Source organism: Ruegeria arenilitoris, assembly GCF_013032445.1.
Taxonomy (GTDB): Bacteria; Pseudomonadota; Alphaproteobacteria; order Rhodobacterales; family Rhodobacteraceae; genus Ruegeria; species Ruegeria arenilitoris_F.
This window is the reverse complement of record NZ_WQCA01000008.1, coordinates 83,567-103,274: the sequence shown is the minus strand read 5'-3', so window position 1 is coordinate 103,274 and position 19,708 is coordinate 83,567. Positions and strand designations below refer to the sequence as shown.

Annotated in this window: 21 protein-coding genes; 14 read left to right on the top strand and 7 right to left on the bottom strand. The window is 59.4% G+C overall.

All coding sequences use genetic code 11. The features are described from left to right. The first annotated feature begins 81 nt into the window (after positions 1-81). The gene (locus GOW98_RS13150; RefSeq protein ID WP_170332714.1) at positions 82-900 is read left to right on the top strand and encodes an MBL fold metallo-hydrolase; all 819 of its coding nucleotides are present in this window, start codon (positions 82-84) and stop codon (positions 898-900) included. 38 nt (positions 901-938) lie between these two features. Beyond that, positions 939-2,354, top strand: a complete 1,416-nt coding sequence (locus GOW98_RS13145; protein WP_170332713.1) for an FAD-binding oxidoreductase — start codon at positions 939-941, stop codon at positions 2,352-2,354. A 31-nt stretch (positions 2,355-2,385) separates the two neighbouring features. Here the strand turns inward: GOW98_RS13145 and GOW98_RS13140 are convergent, their stop codons facing one another. The 3 genes from GOW98_RS13140 to GOW98_RS26085 form a co-directional block, all read right to left on the bottom strand. Beyond that, a complete protein-coding gene (locus tag GOW98_RS13140) occupies positions 2,386-2,865 on the bottom strand; it encodes a fasciclin domain-containing protein (protein ID WP_170332711.1) in 480 nt (159 codons plus the stop codon). Between the two features lie 168 nt (positions 2,866-3,033). After that, positions 3,034-3,573, bottom strand: a complete 540-nt coding sequence (locus GOW98_RS13135; RefSeq protein WP_170332709.1) for an adenine phosphoribosyltransferase — start codon at positions 3,571-3,573, stop codon at positions 3,034-3,036. Between the two features lie 80 nt (positions 3,574-3,653). Then, positions 3,654-3,788, bottom strand: coding sequence for a hypothetical protein (locus GOW98_RS26085; protein WP_302479271.1), 135 nt, complete (start codon positions 3,786-3,788; stop codon positions 3,654-3,656). A 106-nt stretch (positions 3,789-3,894) separates the two neighbouring features. Between GOW98_RS26085 and GOW98_RS13130 the strand changes: the two genes are divergently transcribed. Beyond that, positions 3,895-4,068: a hypothetical protein gene (locus GOW98_RS13130; protein WP_170332706.1), complete on the top strand. Its 174-nt coding sequence runs from the start codon at positions 3,895-3,897 to the stop codon at positions 4,066-4,068. Positions 4,069-4,071: 3 nt separating this feature from the next. Here the strand turns inward: GOW98_RS13130 and GOW98_RS13125 are convergent, their stop codons facing one another. Then, complete coding sequence (locus tag GOW98_RS13125) at positions 4,072-4,701, bottom strand: LysE family translocator (RefSeq protein WP_170332704.1); 630 nt, start codon at positions 4,699-4,701, stop codon at positions 4,072-4,074. A gap of 204 nt (positions 4,702-4,905) precedes the next feature. Here GOW98_RS13125 and GOW98_RS13120 point away from each other — a divergent pair, with 204 nt between their 5' ends. Further along, positions 4,906-5,778, top strand: coding sequence for an alpha/beta hydrolase (locus GOW98_RS13120; protein WP_367646842.1), 873 nt, complete (start codon positions 4,906-4,908; stop codon positions 5,776-5,778). Here GOW98_RS13120 and GOW98_RS13115 read toward each other — a convergent pair. After that, the gene (locus GOW98_RS13115) at positions 5,775-6,647 is read right to left on the bottom strand and encodes an S-methyl-5'-thioadenosine phosphorylase (protein ID WP_170332703.1); all 873 of its coding nucleotides are present in this window, start codon (positions 6,645-6,647) and stop codon (positions 5,775-5,777) included. The genes GOW98_RS13120 and GOW98_RS13115 overlap by 4 nt on opposite strands. 207 nt (positions 6,648-6,854) lie before the next feature. On the opposite strand from GOW98_RS13115, the gene GOW98_RS13110 reads away from it, so the two are divergent. After that, entirely contained in the window at positions 6,855-8,489 is a 1,635-nt protein-coding gene (locus GOW98_RS13110) for a SulP family inorganic anion transporter (RefSeq protein WP_170332700.1), read from the top strand. 63 nt (positions 8,490-8,552) lie between these two features. Here the strand turns inward: GOW98_RS13110 and GOW98_RS13105 are convergent, their stop codons facing one another. Then, a complete protein-coding gene (locus tag GOW98_RS13105) occupies positions 8,553-9,158 on the bottom strand; it encodes a flavin reductase family protein (RefSeq protein ID WP_170332698.1) in 606 nt (201 codons plus the stop codon). A gap of 72 nt (positions 9,159-9,230) precedes the next feature. Here GOW98_RS13105 and GOW98_RS13100 point away from each other — a divergent pair, with 72 nt between their 5' ends. From GOW98_RS13100 to GOW98_RS13080, 5 genes are all read left to right on the top strand, one after another. Further along, positions 9,231-9,725, top strand: coding sequence for a GNAT family N-acetyltransferase (locus tag GOW98_RS13100; RefSeq protein ID WP_367646848.1), 495 nt, complete (start codon positions 9,231-9,233; stop codon positions 9,723-9,725). Positions 9,726-9,778: 53 nt separating this feature from the next. Next, the gene (locus GOW98_RS13095; protein ID WP_170332696.1) at positions 9,779-10,522 is read left to right on the top strand and encodes an EcsC family protein; all 744 of its coding nucleotides are present in this window, start codon (positions 9,779-9,781) and stop codon (positions 10,520-10,522) included. A 119-nt stretch (positions 10,523-10,641) separates the two neighbouring features. Next, a complete protein-coding gene (locus GOW98_RS13090) occupies positions 10,642-11,106 on the top strand; it encodes an NUDIX hydrolase (RefSeq protein ID WP_170332695.1) in 465 nt (154 codons plus the stop codon). Between the two features lie 72 nt (positions 11,107-11,178). Continuing rightward, positions 11,179-11,634 (top strand): DUF1178 family protein, encoded by a 456-nt coding sequence (locus GOW98_RS13085; protein ID WP_170332693.1) that lies wholly within the window; start codon positions 11,179-11,181, stop codon positions 11,632-11,634. A gap of 3 nt (positions 11,635-11,637) precedes the next feature. Continuing rightward, the gene (locus tag GOW98_RS13080) at positions 11,638-12,276 is read left to right on the top strand and encodes an SDR family NAD(P)-dependent oxidoreductase (protein ID WP_170332691.1); all 639 of its coding nucleotides are present in this window, start codon (positions 11,638-11,640) and stop codon (positions 12,274-12,276) included. Here the strand turns inward: GOW98_RS13080 and GOW98_RS13075 are convergent. Then, positions 12,270-12,623 carry a hypothetical protein gene (locus GOW98_RS13075; protein ID WP_170332689.1) on the bottom strand — a complete coding sequence of 118 codons (354 nt, stop codon included), beginning with the start codon at positions 12,621-12,623 and terminating at the stop codon, positions 12,270-12,272. The genes GOW98_RS13080 and GOW98_RS13075 overlap by 7 nt on opposite strands. Positions 12,624-12,786: 163 nt before the next feature. Between GOW98_RS13075 and GOW98_RS13070 the strand changes: the two genes are divergently transcribed. From GOW98_RS13070 to edd, 4 genes are all read left to right on the top strand, one after another. Next, positions 12,787-14,025 (top strand): aspartate kinase, encoded by a 1,239-nt coding sequence (locus GOW98_RS13070; protein WP_170332687.1) that lies wholly within the window; start codon positions 12,787-12,789, stop codon positions 14,023-14,025. Between the two features lie 45 nt (positions 14,026-14,070). Continuing rightward, complete coding sequence (ptsP, locus tag GOW98_RS13065) at positions 14,071-16,314, top strand: phosphoenolpyruvate--protein phosphotransferase (protein WP_170332685.1); 2,244 nt, start codon at positions 14,071-14,073, stop codon at positions 16,312-16,314. A gap of 138 nt (positions 16,315-16,452) precedes the next feature. After that, positions 16,453-17,898 (top strand): glucose-6-phosphate dehydrogenase, encoded by a 1,446-nt coding sequence (gene zwf / locus GOW98_RS13060; RefSeq protein WP_170332683.1) that lies wholly within the window; start codon positions 16,453-16,455, stop codon positions 17,896-17,898. Position 17,899: 1 nt separating this feature from the next. Beyond that, positions 17,900-19,705 carry a phosphogluconate dehydratase gene (gene edd / locus GOW98_RS13055; protein WP_170332680.1) on the top strand — a complete coding sequence of 602 codons (1,806 nt, stop codon included), beginning with the start codon at positions 17,900-17,902 and terminating at the stop codon, positions 19,703-19,705. Positions 19,706-19,708 lie beyond the last annotated feature (3 nt).

Below are 19,708 nucleotides of genomic sequence, written 5' to 3'. Positions count from 1 at the left end.
TGGGCCGCGACTCCCCCGGGATGTTTATGGCCAGATGAACAAGGGGCATGACTTGGGGGTTTTCTGCGCTACACTTCCCACATGCGCTGGGTGTTTGCGGCATTGATGGTGATTTCGAGCGGAGCTGCGGCGCAGGAGCGGCGGCCGAGCCATTGTATCGCCATCGCGGATGCCGCGCCTGGGATTGAGTACATTCACAAAGCCGCGTGGCAAGACCCGATCCCTGAGTATTCAGTTCGGATCAGTTATATCGCCCATGCCTCGTTCCTGATCCAGACGCAGGGCGGGTTGAACGCGGTGACAGATTTCACCGGCTTCATCGGCAGCGCCGACCTGATCCCGGATGTGGTAACCATGAACCACGCGCACAGCACCCATTGGACCGCCCATCCCGATCCGGCCATTCCGCATGTGCTGCCCGGTTGGGGAGAGTTCGGGCAGGGGATCAAGCATCACCTTGATCTAGGTGAGATGTTGGTGCGCAATGTCTCGACCGATATCCGGTCCCCCTATGGTGGGGTGGAAGAGCACGGCAATTCGATCTTTGTGTTCGAGATTGAGGGGCTGTGCATCGGTCATCTCGGCCACCTGCACCACGTCCCTTCGGACGAGCAATTCGCGGCATTGGGTCGGTTGGATGTGGTGATGGCTGCGGTTGATGGTGGCACGACCATGCCTCTGCCCGACATGATCTCGGTCTTGAAGCGGCTGAAAAGCTCGGTGATCATCCCGATGCACTGGTTTTCAGGCTTTTCGTTGGACCGGTTCCTTGTCGATATCCGCAATGACTTTCCGGTTGAACGTAACGGGGTGTCGGAACTGGTTGTTTCGTTGAAGACGCTGCCGGATCGGCCTACGGTGGTGGTGCTTGAGCCGCGCTATCTGATTGAATTGGAATAGGGCTTGTCGCGACCGCACCGCTTGGGCAAGGAATAGGTATGACACTGAATCCTGCCGATGAGACCCTTGCAAAGCTTATCCGGGCCGACCTGGGTGACGATATTCTGCGACCTGTTTCCGAGCGATACCTGGAGGAACCGCGCCGCCGGTTTGCTGGGCACGCGGGGCTACTTGCTCTGCCGCGAACGGTCGAGGACGTTTCCGCGCTGGTCCGGCTGGCCTCGGACGCGCGGGTGCCGGTGGTGCCCTATGGCGGTGGCACCGGGCTGGTGGGCGGACAGGTTGTGCCTGATGGGCCTGCGCCGCTGTTGATCTCATTGGAGCGGATGACGGCGATCCGGGCGGTGTATCCGACCGAGAGTATCCTGATCGCCGAGGCGGGTGCGATTCTGGCTGATGTGCAGGCCGCTGCCGAGGATGCTAACCGGCTATTCCCCCTCGCGTTGGCGGCGCAGGGGTCTTGCAGGATTGGAGGCAACCTTGCCACCAACGCGGGCGGGGTGAACGTGCTGCGCTATGGCAATGCGCGTGATCTGTGTCTGGGGTTGGAGGCAGTTCTGCCCAGCGGTGAGATTTGGCACGGGCTCAGCCGGTTGCGCAAGGACAACACCGGCTATGACCTTCGGAACCTGTTGATCGGGTCCGAGGGCACGCTGGGGATTATCACGGCGGCCTCGTTGCATCTGTTTCCGCGCCCCGAAGCGGTGGGGACTGCGATGCTACAGGTCACTTCGCCCGAGTCAGCGATTGAGTTGCTGGCGCTGGCGCGGGATCAATTGGGTGACGCGGTCAGCACGTTTGAACTGATTCACCAGCAGGGACTGCAGTTCCTGACCGAGGTGCTGCCGGAGGTACGACAACCCTTTGCGACCCAGCCCGAATGGTGCGTACTGATCGAATTGGGGATGTTTGCCGGGCAATCGCCGTCTGAAGCATTGGAAACGCTCTACGCCGCTGCGGACAAGGCTGGCCTTGTCGGCGATGCGGTCATCGCACAGAGCGAGGCGCAGCGCATGGACCTGTGGGCCGTGCGCGAACGTATCCCCGAGGCGAACCGGTTGATTGGGTCGGTGTCGAGCCATGATATCTCGGTCCCGATCTCGCGGATTCCCGAGTTTATTGTTCGCGGCGCCGAGGTGGTGTCGGCGCTTGGTCCGTTCCGTATTAACTGCTTTGGGCATCTGGGGGACGGCAATCTACACTACAACGTTTTCCCACCGCTGGGATATGAACGGTCGGAGTTCGATGGGAAAAGGCAGGCTGTAAAAACCGCCGTGCATGACCTTGTGAACGAATTCCACGGGTCCGTCAGTGCCGAGCACGGTGTCGGGCGGCTCAAAACCGGCGATCTTGAGAAATACGGGGATGCGACAAAGCTGGCTGCCATGCACGCCATCAAAACTGCGCTGGACCCGTTGGGAATCATGAACCCAGGCGCGGTTTTGCGGTCGTAGAAACGGCCCGGGATAACCGGGCCGGTTCGTTTTATTGAGGCAGGATGACTTTATCGATGACGTGGATGACGCCATTTGAGGTCTCGATATCAGCCTGAACCACATTGGCGTCATTCACCATCACGCCATTGTCCAGATCGATAGTGATGTCTCCGCCCTGAACCGTGGCTGCGGTCATGTCGTCGGACAGATCGCTCGACATCACTTTGCCGGGCACCACGTGATAGGTTAGCACTGCGACCAGTTGATCCTTGTTCTCGGGCAGCAGGAGCGTCTCCACCGTGCCTTCGGGCAGAGCGGCGAACGCGTCATCTGTTGGGGCGAATACGGTGAACGGGCCTTCGCCTTTCAGCGTATCCACCAAATCGGCCGCCTGTACGGCAGCCACGAGGGTTTCAAAGCTGCCAGCGCCGACGGCAGTGTCGACGATATCTTTCGAATGGCCATCTGCGAAAGCGGATGTGCCGACTAACAGGCTGGTCACGCCAGCAATAGCGAGGTTGCGGAACATGATACAAATCCCTTGTTGAAATGCCTCAGGTGGCATCAACAGGGGTACGGGTGATCCTCGCAACAAGATCACCGGATGTGTCTGTGGGACCGGGTTGAAATCGCGACACGCCGCGCTAAGCCTGCGCAGGCCCTGATTTCCACTCACAGTCTTGTGAACGAAGGGTGCCTACAGCCCCTCGAATTCGCACAGAATATGCACGTCCATACCCATCTCTTCCAGCACCTTGCGGCCACCCAGTTCCGGCAGGTCGATGATGAAGGAACATGAGACGATCTCACCTCCCAGCCGTTCGATCAGTTTAATCCCGGCGGCGGCGGTGCCGCCGGTGGCCAGCAGGTCATCGACCACAAGGATTTTCTCGCCCGGCTGAATGGCGTCATCATGGATTTCGACGATGGCCTCGCCATATTCCAGTTTATAATCTTGGCTGATTGTGGTGCCAGGCAGCTTGCCCTTTTTGCGGATCGGGACAAAGCCGACGCTCAATTGGTGCGCGATTGCGCCGCCGAGGATGAAACCGCGCGCCTCAAGGCCCACAACCTTGTCGATCCGCTCGCCCGCATATGGGTGCAGCATCTGGTCGATTGCCATCCGAAACCCGCGTGGGTCGGCAAACAGGGTGGTGACATCCCGGAACATGATCCCTTCGTGCGGGAAATCAACGATGGTTCGGATGTAATCCTTGACCGACTTGTTTCTGGACATGGCCAACCCCTTTGGCGTCAAAACACGCGGGCGTGTTTGGCCCATTGGGGTCAGCCTTGCAAGGAAAGATTACCGTCGTCTTACTTGCGACGTTGCGAAATAGCGTTCGGCAGGCTTTTGTACCGGTAAAGCGCGGCAGGCAGCCACGACAGATGCGGTTTGCGCCAGTTGCGCTGGTCTCGCAAAAGAAATGCCTGAGCAGCATGAAGGTTCATTGCCATAATCCCATTTTTTTGTTAGGTGCTCGATAACTACAACTTCTATGCTATGTATATACATTGCATCTCGATTGGAATCAAGAGCTGAACGGGGAAAAGGCGCGTGGCTAAGAAAGACGGTAAAAGTTCTACCAAGAAAAACAGTCAGTTGGTCTTGCGTCTGGACAAGGATGAGCGCGACGCTTTTGTTGAACTGTGCAAGGAACTGGATACCTCAGCCGCGCGGGAAATCCGGCGGTTTATCCGCGGGTTCATGAAGGAACACGCCGAGGAGTGATCCTCAGGCCGGGCGGCGCAGGACGGCGGTCGCAACCCCCATACCGATCAGAGTCAGCCCTCCGAACCGGGTCATCGCGGTAATGACGCCGGCCCTCCCGATCATCAGGCGCAGCCTGTCGGCCAGCAGTGCATAGGCCAGCGCGTTCAGCCAAGCGAGGCCGACAAAGGTTGCAATCAGGATGGCGAATTGCGGGCCCAAAGGGTCTGCCGGGCGCAGGAATTGCGGCACGAACGCAATGAAGAACGCAATGGATTTCGGATTCAGCGCAGTGACGGCGGCCGCGTGGCCAAAGACGCTGCGGGCGTTGACGTCGCGCCCGGTCTCCACTGTCTGCAACCCACCCGCAGGCGCGCTGCGCAGCAATTTGATGCCCAGCCATACCAGATAAGCAGCGCCTACCCATTTCAGCACGGAAAACAGCGTGGCCGAGGCCAGTACCAGCGCCCCTAAGCCCAGCAGCGACGCAGTCATGGCTACCAGATCCCCCACCGCGACCCCGGTGGCCGAGGCCACGGCGACGCTGCGCCCTTTCGACAGGGCATAGCTGAGCACGAGCAGAACGGTCGGCCCAGGGATCAGAAGCAAAGCGGTCGATGCGGCCACAAAGGCCAACCAGAGGTCGAGGGACATGCGGGTTCCTGTTTTGATGTTGCCCTCACCAAGCCCCGACGCGGCGGCAAGGTCAAGCCTTTCGTGAATTGCGCAGCTGTTCTGTTTCCGGGTGCCAATCGAAGGGGCGCGTGCCAGATAAAGATATTGTTAAGGCTTCTACATCTTCCTTGAAACAAACGTCTGACCTTCCAAACTTGGATTAAGTGAGGATTGGAGGCTATCGTGTCGCAGACGCATCCCGACTATTCGAAAGTGTTCGAAGATATGTCTCGGTCGAAAACCGGACGGTTGAGGCGTGTGCTGGTCCTTTTGCTTCTGATCGGTGGCGTATTTTACGCCGGAATCGTGGGGTACATGTACGCAAATCAGAACGCGCTGCTGTACAAGCCTTCTGGAGAGCTGCCCGACCCTAGAACAGTCGGGCTAGCCGACGTGGATGTAATCAAGGTCCCCATGCCCGACGGCGTGGTATTGACCACATGGACCGCACCTCCGGCAATCGAGGGCGCGCCGACGGTTCTGTTTTTCCATGGTCAAAGCGGCAATCTGGGCGACCGGGCGGACCGTATGCGCGAAATCCTCAACAGCGGTTATGGCCTTCTTGCGCCCAGCTATCGCGGTTTCCCGGGCAGTGGGGGTGAGCCTTCGGAACTGGCCCTGATCTCGGACGGGATTCAGTTGTTTGACCGGCTGGATGCTGAGGGTGCGGAAATTGTTCTGCACGGCCAGAGCCTTGGAACTGGCGTGGCGGCTGCGGTGGCCGAAGAGCGCCCGAATGCGCAACTGTTGGTGCTTGAGGCGCCGTTTACCGCCACCGTGGATGTGGCGGCCGAGCGCTATCCGTTTCTGCCGGTCTCGGTCCTGATGAAGGATCAATTCGCCACCCGGGACTTGATCGACAGTATCACTGTGCCAACCCTGATCTTCCACGGCACCGAGGACGAAACCATTCCGCTGCATCATGGCGAGGCGCTGGCGGCGATCTCAGGGGACACCGCGCAATTGCACGTTATCCCCGGCGGTACCCATAACGACCTCTGGTCGCATGGGCTGTGGGCCGAGGTACAAAGCGCACTGGGGCAACAGACCGATTAAAGTATCCGACCGGCAACCGCATCCAGCTTGGCCAACAGCGCCGGGTCGCGTTTTTCCGGCGCCGTCAGGATGGCGTATTCCAGCGCCCGGTCGCAGCCATGTGGGCAGGGTGCGCGTTCGGCCCCCAGCAGATCGGGCAGGCCTTTGACCAGCGCCCGGCCTTTTTCGGCATTGCCTGTCAGGGTCGCGATGATGGCCGACACGTCAACTTCACCGTGGTCGGGGTGCCAGCTGTCATAATCGGTAACCATGGCGATTGAGGCGTAACAAAGCTCGGCCTCGCGGGCGAGTTTCGCTTCGGGCATATTGGTCATGCCGATCACGTCGCAGCCCCATTGTTCGCGGTACATCTTGGATTCCGCCAGGGACGAAAACTGCGGCCCTTCCATTGCCAGATAGGTGCCGCCACGGTGGATGGTGATACCCGCAGCCTTGCCCGCGGTTTCGCAGGCATCGGACAGGCGCGGGCAGGTGGGGTGGGCGACGCTGACATGGGCAACGCATCCGGTGCCGAAAAAGCTTTTCTCGCGGGCAAAAGTCCGGTCGATGAACTGATCGACGATCACGAAGTCGCCTGGCGCCAAGTGTTCGCGAAACGACCCGCAGGCCGAGACCGAGATCACATCCGTCACCCCCAGTCGTTTCAGCGCATCGATATTGGCGCGATAGGGCACTTCGGTCGGCGAATGCACATGACCGCGTCCGTGGCGGGGCAGGAAGGCCATGCCAACACCATTCAGCGTTCCGGTCAGGATCTGATCCGAAGGATCGCCCCATGGGGTTTCGACAGTCACCCATTCTGCATTCTCCAGCCCGTCGATCTCGTAAATACCTGATCCACCGATGATGGCGATTTTGGTCTGGGTCATGGCCGTGCTCCGCATGAAAAAAATCCGTTGGGGAATTTCTGCGGGGCGGTAGAGGATTTGGCAAGTGGCTTCAACGGTTTGTGTTGGTTACAGGTCCGGTATGCGCCTGGTGCATATCAGGGTCCCGCCTGACGCGGTATCTAAGGTGGGTTTTGACCGCTAAAAGGCCCCTTTCGCGAGAACAAAACAGACCGACAGGACCGCCCCATGCCCCGAGCCATGCTGGCAAGCTTTGCCAATCGTATAGCCAAACCCGATTTGCGTTGGGTGCCGGACGAAGGGCTGACCGCTTCGCGCCTGCGGATTGAACTGCTGTCCGGTCTGACCGTGGCACTGGCACTGGTGCCTGAGGCCGTGGCTTTTGCCTTTGTTGCCGGGGTGCATCCTCTGGTTGGTCTCTATGCAGCTTTCATGGTCGGTCTGATCACGGCGCTGATCGGTGGCCGTCCAGGCATGATCTCGGGCGCAACCGGGGCGCTGGCCGTGGTGATGGTCGCGTTGGTGGCTGAGCACGGCGTCGAATACTTGTTCGCGACCGTTGTGCTGATGGGCATCCTGCAGGTGATTGCCGGGGCCATGCACTGGGGGCGGTTCATCCGTCTGGTGCCGCATCCGGTGATGCTGGGCTTTGTGAACGGTCTGGCGATTGTGATCTTCCTGGCGCAATTGGGCCAGTTCAAGGTGCCAGGCACCATGGAAAACACTGGCCACGGTGTTGGTGGGGGCGAGTGGCTCTCAGGTCTGCAGCTTTATACAATGCTGGGTCTTGTGGCGCTGACCATGGCGGTGATCTGGGTCATGCCGCGTATCACGCGCATCGTTCCTGCGCCTCTGGCTGGTATTCTGGTTGTGGCTGCGCTGGTGATCGGCTTTGGACTGGATGTGCCGCGCGTTGGCGACCTGGCCTCGATCGAGGGCGGACTGCCCGCGTTCCACATCCCGATGGTGCCGCTGAACTGGGAAACCTTTGAGATCATCCTGCCCTACGCCGTCATTCTGGCCGCCATCGGCCTGATTGAATCGCTGCTGACCCTGAACCTTGTTGGTGAAATCACCGGTAAGCGTGGCGGAGCCTCGCAAGAGTGTATCGCGCAGGGCGTCGCAAACGTGGCCACAGGTTTCTTTGGTGGCATGGGCGGTTGTGCGATGATCGGGCAGTCGATGATCAACGTGAAATCCGGCGGTCGTACCCGTATCGCCGGTATCGCGGCGGCGCTGTTCCTGCTGGTGTTCATCCTCTTCGCCTCGCCCCTGATCGAGCAGATCCCGCTGGCCGCACTAGTCGGGGTGATGTTCATGGTGGTGATTGGAACTTTCGCCTGGAACTCGTTCAAGATCCTGCGCAAAGTACCGCTGACGGACGCCTTCGTGATCGTTCTGGTAACCGTTGTGACCGTGATGGAAGACTTGGCAGTTGCCGTGGTCGTCGGTGTTATCGTCTCGGCACTGGCCTATGCCTGGAATAATGCCAAACGAATTCACGCCGTAACTCGCGAATCCTCCACCGAAAGGGGTGCCAAGGTTTATGAAATCCAAGGCCCGCTTTTCTTTGGCTCATCCGAAGGTTTTGTCGAACTGTTCGACGTGCCAAATGATCCAGAAACGGTGATCGTGGATTTTGCCGAGAGCCGCGTTGTGGACCAGTCGGCGCTGCAGGCCATCGAGAACATCGCCGCCAAATATGAGGCCGCAGGTAAGCGCGTGATGCTGCGCCATCTCAGCCGTGACTGTCACAAGCTTCTTACCAAAGCCGGTCACCTGATGGTCGATAGTGATGACGACCCGGATTACGAACTGGCGGTGGATTATTCAGTTCGCACCGGTATCCTGGGCGGCCACTGAGGCCGCACGGCTCTGCCTTAGCGACGTTGATTAAAAAATAGCGGGGATAACATCCCCGCTTTTTTAGTCGTCCGGGCGGCTAAGGGAAAACAGCTCGGTGACAACCGAATAATCCCGGTATCCCAATCGGGCCAACGGCTGGAAAGCCGTGACATCAAAAATGCCATCCTTCAGGCAGTCGTCGCGCAGGTGAACACCAGTGACTTCGCCAAACACGACCCGGTTTGACTCTCCTGGCAGGGTAACGATTTTCGTCAATTTGCATTCCAGCGCGGCCGGAGCACCCTCGACCCGTGCACAGGGGATAGTCTCGCATTCAACGGATGTCAGACCGGCGTGATCGAATTCGTCGTGGTGTTTGGGCAATCCTGCGGAACTGGCATTCATCGCGTCCCGGTGCGCATGGGCGACGACGTTGACGCAGAACACACCAGTTGCCTCGATATTGGCGACACTGTCCTTACCGTTTTCCTGATCGTGCTTGGTGCCAGTTGACGCGAACATCACCTGCGGTGGGGTATAGGCAACTCCGTTGAAGAACGAATAGGGGGCCAGATTGTTGATCCCCTCCGGGCTGCGGGTGGAAATCCAGCCGATCGGGCGGGGCGTGATGACGGCGTTGAACGGGTTGTGCGGCAGGCCATGGCCGTCTTCGGGGCGGTAGAACATATGAACTCCAAGCGTTTGCCCAAGGCGTACCGAAGTGCTAGGGCGAATGCCAGCAAGGAAAAGAGGGCCGGGGTGCAGCAGTTCGGGATCAGGCCGGAAGAGCCGGATGATTGGTGGGAGGTCGAGGCCCTCTATGACCTGTGCTTTGCGCCCGGGCGTGAGGCGCTGTCCTCGTATCGTCTGCGCGATGATGTGCCGCCTGTGGCCGGGATGTCTCTGGTGGCGCGGGACGGGCAGGGCATTCTGGCCGGAGCCATCCGGTTCTGGCCGGTGCATGTGGGTGACCACGATGCGCTGCTACTGGGGCCGGTGGCTGTGCACCCCACCCACCAAGGCGAAGGGCTGGGCGGTTTTCTGATCCACGAAGGCCTTGAGGCCGGTCGCTCATTGGGCTGGGATCGTGTCATGTTGGTTGGTGATGCGCCGTATTATGCCCGGTTCGGATTTACGCGTCTGAGCGGGGTCGAGATGCCGCCCCCCACCAACCCGGACCGTGTTCTGGGAGTGGAGTTGTCGCCCGGCGTTTGGGAGGGCATTCGTGGTCCGGTGACCCGCTGGAGGCTCTGAGCTATTGAAACGCTTGCCGTAAGCCCCGATGTCTAAAGGACAGGAGGGTACTTATGCAGGACGTGGTTCTTGTCGAAAAACTGGATGCCGAGGCCGAATTGGACCGTTTGGCCGGGTATTACAGATCTGCGGGCGGTCCGGGCGTCAAGCTGCTGAACAGTCTGGGCGGGTCGGCAGAATCCTTGCTCGAGCAATTGCCCGAGCCGATCAGGCAGGGTTTGACAGGAGCGACGGAACAGGCCCTGTGGCTGGCAATGCACGCGGCAGAAGGCTCGCGCCGCGCGGTTCCCGACCAACACCCTTGGGTCAACACTGCAGTGACCACCGCCATGGGCGCAGCCGGAGGAATGGGTGGAATATCTACTGCCCTAATGGAACTACCTGCGACCACTGCGATGTTGTTGCGTGCCATACAAGGGGCCGCAGCCCGCGAGGGTTTCGACCCATCGGAAGAGGGGGTGAAGTTCGACTGCGTCCGTGTACTGTCGGCTGCAGGGCCCTTGTCCAGCGACGATGGTGCCGATCTCGGGTTCTTTTCCGTCAGGCTGACGCTGACCGGTCCGGCCATGCAAAAGCTGATCGCGACGGTTGCTCCGCGTCTGTCGGTCGTACTGGGGCAAAAACTGGCTGCGCAGTCCGTGCCGGTACTGGGGGCGATTGCCGGGGGCGGCACCAACTATGTCTATACACGCTATTACCAGCAGATCGCCCGCGTGCATTTTGGCCTGCGGCGATTGGCGATTGATGCCGATATTCCGCATGATGATTTGGTGCGAAAACTGGCGACGCGCATGTGACCCAAAGCCAAGGGCTTGGAGGAAAACGCTTCATATGGTATCAGTGGTCTGAGGTCCCGCTAAATAGGCAAAAAAATCGCGGGAAAACAGGCAAGGATTCCATTTGAAAGGCGGCTAGCGTGATTGACGCCAAATTTGCGCCCTATGTTTCGCGAAAGACCAGGCACCTCCCGGTGCTGCAGCAATCGGCTGCACTGTGCTATCGCATCGAGCAGGGGCGCCCTGAGGTGTTGCTGATAACGACACGTAAATCCCGTCGTTGGATCATTCCCAAAGGATGGCTGATCAACGGGTTGAGCCCGTCCGAAACAGCCTGCCAGGAAGCTTGGGAAGAGGCCGGAATTCGCGGACTGTGCGAAGCCCAGGCGGTGGGGCGGTTTTATTACCAGAAGAATCGCAACAAAAAGGGGCCGGTATTGTGCGCGGTTGATGTATTCCCCTTGCTGGTGCAATCGGTCGCATCTCGTTTTCCTGAGTGCAGGCAACGGGATCGAAAGTGGTTTTCGCCAAAAAAAGCCGCCTCAAAGGTCAATTCACACGAACTGGCACTATTGTTACGAAAGCTTGAGCCTGTTAGGCACTGAGTTGCCCCTGGAGGGGCTTGATATTGTCTTGTGCCCCGGTATCTATTTGGCAACCGACATTTTGGACGGAACATGATTCAATACGCATTGAAATGCAGCAACGGCCATACATTTGACAGTTGGTTTAAATCGGCCGCCGCTTACGACAAATTGGCATCCGCAGGCATGGTGACATGCGCGGTGTGTGGGTGCGCGCATGTCGAAAAGGCCATAATGACGCCGCGTGTGCGCCCAGCTCGCAATGCCGAAGCGCGGACCTTGGTTCCGACGCCTGAGGCCGACACGATAGAGGTGGCGGCGCCAGCACCCGACGTCGAAAAGGTGTTGGCAGAACTGCGTCGCAAGGTTGAAGAAAATTCCGATTATGTCGGCAAGGATTTTGCCAGCGAAGCGCGCAAGATTCATTTGGGAGACGCCCCCGAACGGGCAATTTATGGCGAAGCCAGGCCGGAAGACGCGCAGGCCCTGATTGATGACGGGGTACCGGTGGCTCCGCTGCCATTTGTTCCCAGCAGAAAGACCAACTGATTCATGCATGTTGTGATCACCGGTGCGGGTCGGGGAATCGGTCGAACGCTGGCGGATCGCTTTCGCGCGCGGGGTGATACGTTGACCGGTACCGCGCGAGACGGTTCTGAGCAAGTTGTGTTGGATGTCGCCGACCCGTCGCAGCACGCGGACATGGCGGCGCAACTGGAAGGCCAGCCGGTTGATCTGCTGATCTGCAATGCAGGTGTTTATCTGGACAAAGGGCAGGGCATCGAGGGCTATCCGGCAGAGATGTGGGCGCAGAGCTTTGCCATCAATGTCACTGGCGTGTTCCTGACCGTTCAGGCCTTGCTGCCCAACCTGCGCGCGGCGCGCGGCAAGGTTGCCATTCTGTCCTCGCAAATGGCGTCGCACTCGCGCGCACCGGGCGGTAGCTACATTTATCGCGCCTCAAAGGCCGCAGCACTGAATCTGGGGCGGAATCTGGCGACCGATCTGCGCGCGGACGGCATCGCCGTAGGCATCTATCATCCGGGTTGGGTAAAAACGGATATGGGCGGACCTGATGCCGAAATCACTTCGGATCAGGCCACAGAGGGCCTGATCGAGCAGTTTGATGCGTTGTCACTGGACAATACGGGTTGTTTCGAAACCTGGGATGGTCGTCCGCACGCTTATTGACGGATCAGCGCCGCTGAGGGAATTTCGTAAACTTCATCCGGATCGATGAATACCACCGTCAGGTCACCGCGGGTTTCGTGGCTGATCCGGGCGGGTGAACTGCTGGAATTCGGGACGCCATCTGTGAAATAGATGCTGCGTACCTCACCACCACCCAACGAGACAGCCAATGTCGTGGTGCCATCGTCATGGTGGCGCAATTCGGCACGGCAGCTGCTCAGCGGTTCGCCGCCCGAGGCGCAGGGCACCGTGCCCAGGGCGTTCTTGCCATCGGTTGCGGCCAGTGTGGCCACTTGCGCTAATGCGGGTGAAGACAGCAGGACAACGGCGATGGCAAGGCGGAGCATGGAAAACCTCTTGGAAAATGCGTCGTCTAAGGCTGACACCCCCTCAACCGGATGTAAAGCGGCCCCGTGCGGCGCGCAGTGCGGTTTTGAACCCTTGCCCTTGCGGCCCCCCTCGCATAAGACGCACGGAACCTGAAGTCCAAGGCGCGGAGAGACCACCCCCATGCCCTTACTCGTTATGAAATTCGGTGGCACATCGGTTGCCAATCTTGACCGCATCCGCCGCGCGGCCAAACGCATCGGCGTCGAAGTGGCCAAGGGTTATGACGTGATCGTCATCGTTTCGGCCATGTCCGGCAAGACCAATGAATTGGTGGGTTGGGTTGACGAGACCTCGCCGCTGTACGACGCACGCGAATATGACGCCGTGGTGTCTTCGGGTGAAAACGTGACCGCTGGTCTGATGGCGCTGACGCTGCAGGAAATGGATATTCCAGCCCGCAGCTGGCAGGGCTGGCAGGTGCCGCTGAAAACCACCAGCGCCCACAGCCAAGCCCGGATCGAGGAAATTCCCACCGAAAACCTGAACCAGAAATTTGGCGAAGGTATGAAGGTTGCCGTTGTGGCAGGCTTTCAGGGCATCAGCCCCGAGGGCCGCATTACCACGCTGGGACGCGGTGGTTCGGACACAACTGCTGTGGCTTTTGCAGCTGCGTTTGGTGCCGAGCGCTGCGACATCTATACTGATGTGGACGGCGTCTATACGACCGACCCGCGCATCTGTGAAAAGGCGCGCAAGCTGGACCGCATTTCGTTCGAGGAAATGCTCGAACTGGCCTCGCTGGGGGCCAAGGTGCTGCAGACTCGCTCGGTCGAGCTGGCGATGCGTTATAAGGTGAAACTGCGCGTTCTTTCTAGTTTCGAAGAACAATCCGACGAGGCCGGTACACTGGTCTGCGACGAGGAGGATATCATGGAATCCAATGTTGTGGCCGGTGTGGCCTATTCCCGTGACGAGGCCAAGATGACCGTCGTATCGGTAGCGGACCGCCCCGGTATCGCCTCGACCATCTTTACCGCGCTCAGCGATGAGGGCGTGAATGTGGACATGATCGTGCAGAACATCTCGGACGAGGGGCGCACGGATATGACCTTTTCCTGCCCGACTGATCAGGTTGCCCGCGCGGAAAAGGCGCTGCTGGCGATCAAGGATGCGGGTGAGCTGAACTACGCCGAACTGGTCGCAGATGAAGATGTCTGCAAGGTCTCTGTTGTCGGGATCGGGATGCGCTCTCAGTCTGGTGTTGCGGCCAAAATGTTCAAGGTGCTCTCGGATGAGGGGATCAACATCAAGGTCATTACAACCTCTGAGATTAAAATTTCCGTCCTTGTCGACAGGAAATACATGGAACTTGCGGTTCAGGCACTGCATGATGCTTTTGAACTGGACAAGGCGGCCTGAGCATTCAGCCAAGGGTTTAGCCTGACACCTTAATTTGGTTGGGCCATGGCGGACGGCACTGAAACAGAATCACGCAAGCTGCTAGGGCGGCTGCGCGAGGAGATGGCGAGCGAGGCCGCCGGTCAGGAACGTCTTGACCGGATTACCAGTCTGATCGCAGACAGCATCAGTGCTGAGGTGTGCTCGGTCTATCTGTTCCGCGATGAAGATACGCTGGAGCTTTGTGCCACCGAGGGCCTGTCGCCCGAAGCGGTTCACAAGACCCGTATGCGCATGGGCGAGGGGCTGGTGGGGCGCGTTGCCCAATCCGGCAAGGTGATGAACACCGCTGATGCGCCGTCAGCCAAAGGTTTCCGTTACATGCCGGAAACCGGGGAAGAGCGATTTTCGTCTTTCCTTGGGGTGCCCATTCAGCGTCTGGGTGAGAAGCTTGGCGTGCTGGTGGTCCAATCCCGCGAAGCACGAGAGCTTTCGGCGGATGAGGTATATGCACTGGAAGTCGTCGCCATGGTTCTGGCTGAAATGGCCGAACTGGGTGCATTCGTTGGTGAAGGCGCAGCTTTGTCGCCGTTGCACCAGCAATCCGTGCAATTAAGTGGCGGGCCTGCGCAAGAGGGTTCGGCCGAGGGGCATGTCTGGCTGCACGAGCCGCGCGTTGTGGTGACCAACCCCATTGCTGAAGATCCGCATCGTGAGCTTGAACGGCTAAACGAAGCCGTAGAAGAACTGCGTGTAGGCGTAGATAAGATGCTGGAAATCTCGCAGGGGGCTGACAAGGAACAGCTACAGGTTCTCGAAGCCTACCGCATGTTCGCCAACTCCAAGGGTTGGATGCGGCGGATGGAAGAGGACATTGCGCGTGGCCTTAGCGCCGAAGCTGCAGTCGAGAAAGAGCAGTCACAGGCCCGCGCCCGGATGGGGCAGGTAACCGATCTCTATTTGCGTGAGCGGTTGGCCGATCTGGACGACCTGTCCAACCGGTTGCTTCGAATCCTGACCGGGCAGGGCAAAACTGATGGGGCCGACCTGCCGCCCGATCCGATCCTGATCGCCCGCAATATCGGCCCAGGCGATCTGCTGGAATACGGCCGGTCGTTGAAGGGCATCGTGCTCGAAGAAGGCTCGGTTGGCAGCCATGCCACCATTGTCGCCCGTGCGCTGGCGATTCCGCTGGTTGTCCACGTCGGTCGCATCACCACCGAAGCGTTGAACGGTGACCATATACTGGTCGATGGCGATCAGGGCGTAGTACACCTACGCCCCGAAGATACTGTGGTCAGCGCCTTCCGCGACAAGATTGCGATGCAGGCCAAGGCGCAGGAGCGCTACGCCTCGATCCGCGAAACCCCAACCGTGACGCGGGATGGGGAAAGGATCAATCTGGTGATGAACGCAGGCTTGATGGCCGACCTGCCCTCCCTGAACAACTCGGGAGCCGAGGGCGTTGGTTTATTCCGGACTGAGCTACAGTTCCTGATCCGCAACCAGATGCCGAAGCGGTCCGAGCTTGTGACGCAATATCAGCGGGTTCTGGATGCAGCCGGTGATAAGCGCGTCGTGTTCAGGACGTTGGATATCGGGTCGGACAAGGTTCTGCCGTACATGAAACACGTGGCAGAGCCGAACCCGGCACTGGGCTGGCGCGCTATTCGTGTGGGTCTGGATAAGCGCGGTGTAATGCGGATGCAGCTGCAGGCGCTATTGCGCGCCGCCAATGGCCGTCCGTTGACGATCATGTTCCCCTTCGTGGCGCAGGCGGACGAATTCCGCGAAGCCAAGTGGGAGGTCAACAAGACCATCGAGCGAGAAAAACGCCTTGGCCATGTTCTGCCCGAAACACTCGAAGTCGGTGCGATGCTGGAAACCCCGTCGCTCGCGTTTGCGCCGCAAAAGTTCTTTGATGAGGTGGATTTCGTCTCAATCGGCGGCAACGACTTGAAGCAGTTCTTCTTTGCTGCTGACCGCGAGAACGAATTGGTGCGCCGCCGCTATGACACGCTGAATGTCAGCTTCCTCACCTTCATTGAGCGGATCGTCGAGCGGTGCAATATCTCGGATACGCCGCTTTCCTTCTGTGGTGAAGATGCCGGTCGCCCGGTCGAGGCATTGTGTCTTGCCGCGATGGGCATTCGCTCACTGTCGATGCGACCGGCCTCGATCGGCCCGGTAAAAAGCGTCCTGCTGCGCGCCGATCTGCAAGCCGTGCGCAAAATCATTGCTGACGCGCGCCATCGCGGAGAGCAATCCGTGCGGCCCGCCGTTATGGAATGGCTACGCAATCAGAGTTGATTTCCAATTCCGGGCTTGCTTTCTGCAGCTGCATTGCCTATTCAGATCGCAAATGTTAGCGATAACATGACCCATGTCGCAGGTGCCGAGGAAGAGTGGTGCTATGGTGGCGCAGGTGAAAACTGAAGGAGCCCGTCGATGGTTTCACGCGTAATTCCGGTCAATCCGTTTGACCTTGTCTTATTCGGCGCCACGGGCGATTTGGCACAGCGCAAGATATTGCCGGGCTTGTATCACCGTTTCGAAGTGGGCCAGATGCCCGAGGACGCCCGGATTATCGGCACTGCCCGGTCGGACATCGACAGCGATGCGTTTCGCGACCAGATCCGCACCTCGATGAAGGAATTTGCACCAAAATTTCAAAAGGACGTACTGGATCAGTTTCTGAGCCATGTTGAATATGTCCAGGTTGATGCGATGGGCGAATCTGGCTGGCCCGATCTGGCCAAATCCCTGCGTCCTGACGTGGTGCGCGCATTCTACCTTTCGGTTGGTCCAAGCCTGTTCTCGGGGATCGCGCAGCGTCTGCATGATCACGGTATGGCCACGCCAGACAGTCGCATCGTGGTAGAGAAACCTTTCGGACACGACCTGCCTTCTGCCAAGGCGCTGAACGAAGGTTTGCGCGCCTGTTTCGAAGAGCATCAGATTTACCGGATCGACCACTATCTGGGCAAAGAAACGGTGCAGAACTTGATGGCCTTGCGCTTTGCCAACTCGCTTTTCGAACCGCTGTGGAACTCGACTCACATCGACCACGTACAGATCACCGTTGCCGAAACGGTTAGCGTCGAGGGCCGCGGCGGGTATTACGACCAATCCGGCGCGATGCGGGACATGATCCAGAACCACTTGGTGCAACTTTTGTGTCTGACGGCGATGGAGCCGCCCTCGAAATTCGCGCCGAACGCTGTGCGGGACGAAAAGGTCAAAGTGATTGAGGCGCTGGAACCCGTTGAACCTAAAGACATCGCGCGCGGCCAGTATCGCGCTAAAGACGGGGAGGGTGGCTACGTTGATCACGTCGGCAATCCTGCCAGCCGGACCGAGAGTTTCATTGCCCTGAAGGTTCATTTGGGCAACTGGCGCTGGGCCGGGGTGCCGTTCTATCTTCGCACCGGCAAGCGTCTGCGGGCGCGGGAATCCGAGATTGCCGTGTTCTTCCGCGACCCGCCGCATACGATCTTTCCGAATGTTGGCCCACTGCATGGCAACGTGCTGGTGATCCGATTGCAACCGGATGAGGGCATTACTCTGCGCACCACAATCAAAGACCCCGGCCCGGGCGGCTTCCGTCTGTCCGACGTGGCGCTGGACATGAGCTTTGCCGATGCGTTGGGCGCTGAGGCCAGTGCGCCCGATGCTTACGAACGGCTGGTGATGGATGTGATCCGCGGCGATCAGACCCTGTTCATGCGCGGGGATGAGGCCGAGGCCGCTTGGGCCTGGGTCGATCCAATCATTCAGGGTTGGGAAGATCGCGGTGACCGTCCTGCACGGTACGATCAGGGCAGTTCAGGCCCCGAAGAAGCATTGATGCTGATGCATCGCGACGGGCGCCGCTGGCGCCAGATCGGAGGCTAAAGTGGTTCATTCTGTTATCACAGACGTCACCCAGCGGATCATTGACCGCAGCGTCGACCTGCGCGGGCCGCATGTAAAGCGGATGGAGCAGGCCCGGTCAAAGGGCCCAGCGCGCGCGCACCTGTCCTGCAGTGGTCAGGCGCATGCCTATGCCGGTGCGGGGCAGGATCAGCAGTCGATGGCGACGGGTACTGCCGGAAACTTGGGCATCGTCACCTCATATAACGACATGCTCTCGGCCCACCAGCCTTTCGAACGTTACCCTGGCCTGATCCGCGACGCGATCCGCGCGGCCGGTGGCACTGCACAGGTCGCGGGCGGCGTGCCTGCTATGTGTGATGGGGTCACGCAGGGTGAGGCGGGGATGGAACTGTCGCTGTTTTCACGCGACGTGATTGCGCTGGCAACCGGCGTGGCGCTCAGCCACAATACCTATGACGCGGCTGTGTTCCTCGGTGTCTGTGACAAGATCGTCCCCGGTTTGATCATCGGTGCGCAGGCGTTCGGGCATCTGCCTGCGGTCTTCCTGCCTGCGGGCCCAATGACCAGCGGCCTGCCAAATGACGAAAAGGCCAAAATCCGCCAGCAATTCGCCGCCGGAGAGGTTGGTCGCGACGAGCTGATGAAGGCTGAAATGGCAGCCTATCACGGCCCGGGCACTTGTACCTTCTATGGCACCGCTAACACCAACCAGATGCTGATGGAGTTCATGGGCCTGCACCTGCCGGGGTCGAGCTTCGTCAATCCCAACACACCGATGCGTGATGCCCTGACCAAGGAAGGTGCTCGCCGGGCCCTGTCTCTCAGCGCGTTGGGGAATGACTATACGCCGGTCTATCAGATACTGGACGAGCGCGCCTTTGTGAATGGCATCGTCGGGTTGATGGCGACAGGTGGTTCGACCAACTTGCTGATCCATCTGATCGCGATGGCACGCGCAGGGGGTATTGTGCTGGATTGGGAGGACTTTTCCGACATCTCCGCCGTGGTACCCCTGATCGCGCGGGTCTATCCCAACGGCTTGGCCGATGTGAACCATTTCCACGCGGCTGGCGGTCTGGGCTTTGCTATCGGAACGCTGCTCGAAGACGGGCTGCTGCATCCCGACACGCTGACTGTGGCAGGGCAGGGTCTGCACAACTACACCAAAGAGCCCAAGTTGAAGGGTGATGAGCTGACTTGGGAAGAGGGCGCAGGCCACAGCCTGAATGAAAAGATCGTCCGCCCCGCCAAGGACCCCTTCCAGCCCACGGGTGGTCTGTCGCGCCTGACCGGCAATCTGGGAACCTCCGTTATGAAAGTTTCGGCCGTTGCCGCTGAACATCAGGTCGTCGAAGCGCCAGTGCGTGTCTTCCACGATCAGGATGAGGTCAAAGCTGCCTTCAAGGCCGGAGAATTCACTGGCGACGTCATTGTTGTCGTCCGCTTTCAGGGCCCCAAAGCCAACGGTATGCCCGAACTGCACTCGCTGACGCCGATGCTGTCGATCCTGCAGGGCCGGGGGCAGAAGGTGGCGCTGGTCACCGATGGCCGTATGTCCGGGGCTTCGGGCAAGGTTCCCGCCGCGATCCATGTCTGTCCCGAGGCGCTTGAAGGTGGTCCTATCGCCTATCTGCAGGATGGCGACCTGCTGCGAGTAGACGCTGTGAAAGGCGATCTGGAAATCCTCACCCCCGGTGTGTTGGATCGCACCCCAGTCACCGCCGATCTGTCCGCCAATCAACATGGCACCGGGCGCGATCTGTTCGCCGCCTTCCGCAACAATGTCGGTTCCGCCGACGTCGGTGCTAGTATTTTCGGAGCGTAACCA

What these genes read in the sequence shown, in the direction of transcription:
- GOW98_RS26085 (WP_302479271.1), bottom strand. Translation starts at nt 3,788, where the DNA reads ATGAACCTTCATGCTGCTCAGGCATTTCTTTTGCGAGACCAGCGCAAC.
- GOW98_RS13080 (WP_170332691.1), top strand. Translation starts at nt 11,638, where the DNA reads ATGCATGTTGTGATCACCGGTGCGGGTCGGGGAATCGGTCGAACGCTG.
- GOW98_RS13075 (WP_170332689.1), bottom strand. Translation starts at nt 12,623, where the DNA reads ATGCTCCGCCTTGCCATCGCCGTTGTCCTGCTGTCTTCACCCGCATTA.
- GOW98_RS13115 (WP_170332703.1), bottom strand. Translation starts at nt 6,647, where the DNA reads ATGACCCAGACCAAAATCGCCATCATCGGTGGATCAGGTATTTACGAG.
- GOW98_RS13125 (WP_170332704.1), bottom strand. Translation starts at nt 4,701, where the DNA reads ATGTCCCTCGACCTCTGGTTGGCCTTTGTGGCCGCATCGACCGCTTTG.
- GOW98_RS13135 (WP_170332709.1), bottom strand. Translation starts at nt 3,573, where the DNA reads ATGTCCAGAAACAAGTCGGTCAAGGATTACATCCGAACCATCGTTGAT.
- GOW98_RS13070 (WP_170332687.1), top strand. Translation starts at nt 12,787, where the DNA reads ATGCCCTTACTCGTTATGAAATTCGGTGGCACATCGGTTGCCAATCTT.
- GOW98_RS13095 (WP_170332696.1), top strand. Translation starts at nt 9,779, where the DNA reads ATGCAGGACGTGGTTCTTGTCGAAAAACTGGATGCCGAGGCCGAATTG.
- GOW98_RS13110 (WP_170332700.1), top strand. Translation starts at nt 6,855, where the DNA reads ATGCCCCGAGCCATGCTGGCAAGCTTTGCCAATCGTATAGCCAAACCC.
- GOW98_RS13085 (WP_170332693.1), top strand. Translation starts at nt 11,179, where the DNA reads ATGATTCAATACGCATTGAAATGCAGCAACGGCCATACATTTGACAGT.
- GOW98_RS13145 (WP_170332713.1), top strand. Translation starts at nt 939, where the DNA reads ATGACACTGAATCCTGCCGATGAGACCCTTGCAAAGCTTATCCGGGCC.
- GOW98_RS13150 (WP_170332714.1), top strand. Translation starts at nt 82, where the DNA reads ATGCGCTGGGTGTTTGCGGCATTGATGGTGATTTCGAGCGGAGCTGCG.
- GOW98_RS13105 (WP_170332698.1), bottom strand. Translation starts at nt 9,158, where the DNA reads ATGTTCTACCGCCCCGAAGACGGCCATGGCCTGCCGCACAACCCGTTC.
- zwf (WP_170332683.1), top strand. Translation starts at nt 16,453, where the DNA reads ATGGTTTCACGCGTAATTCCGGTCAATCCGTTTGACCTTGTCTTATTC.
- GOW98_RS13140 (WP_170332711.1), bottom strand. Translation starts at nt 2,865, where the DNA reads ATGTTCCGCAACCTCGCTATTGCTGGCGTGACCAGCCTGTTAGTCGGC.
- ptsP (WP_170332685.1), top strand. Translation starts at nt 14,071, where the DNA reads ATGGCGGACGGCACTGAAACAGAATCACGCAAGCTGCTAGGGCGGCTG.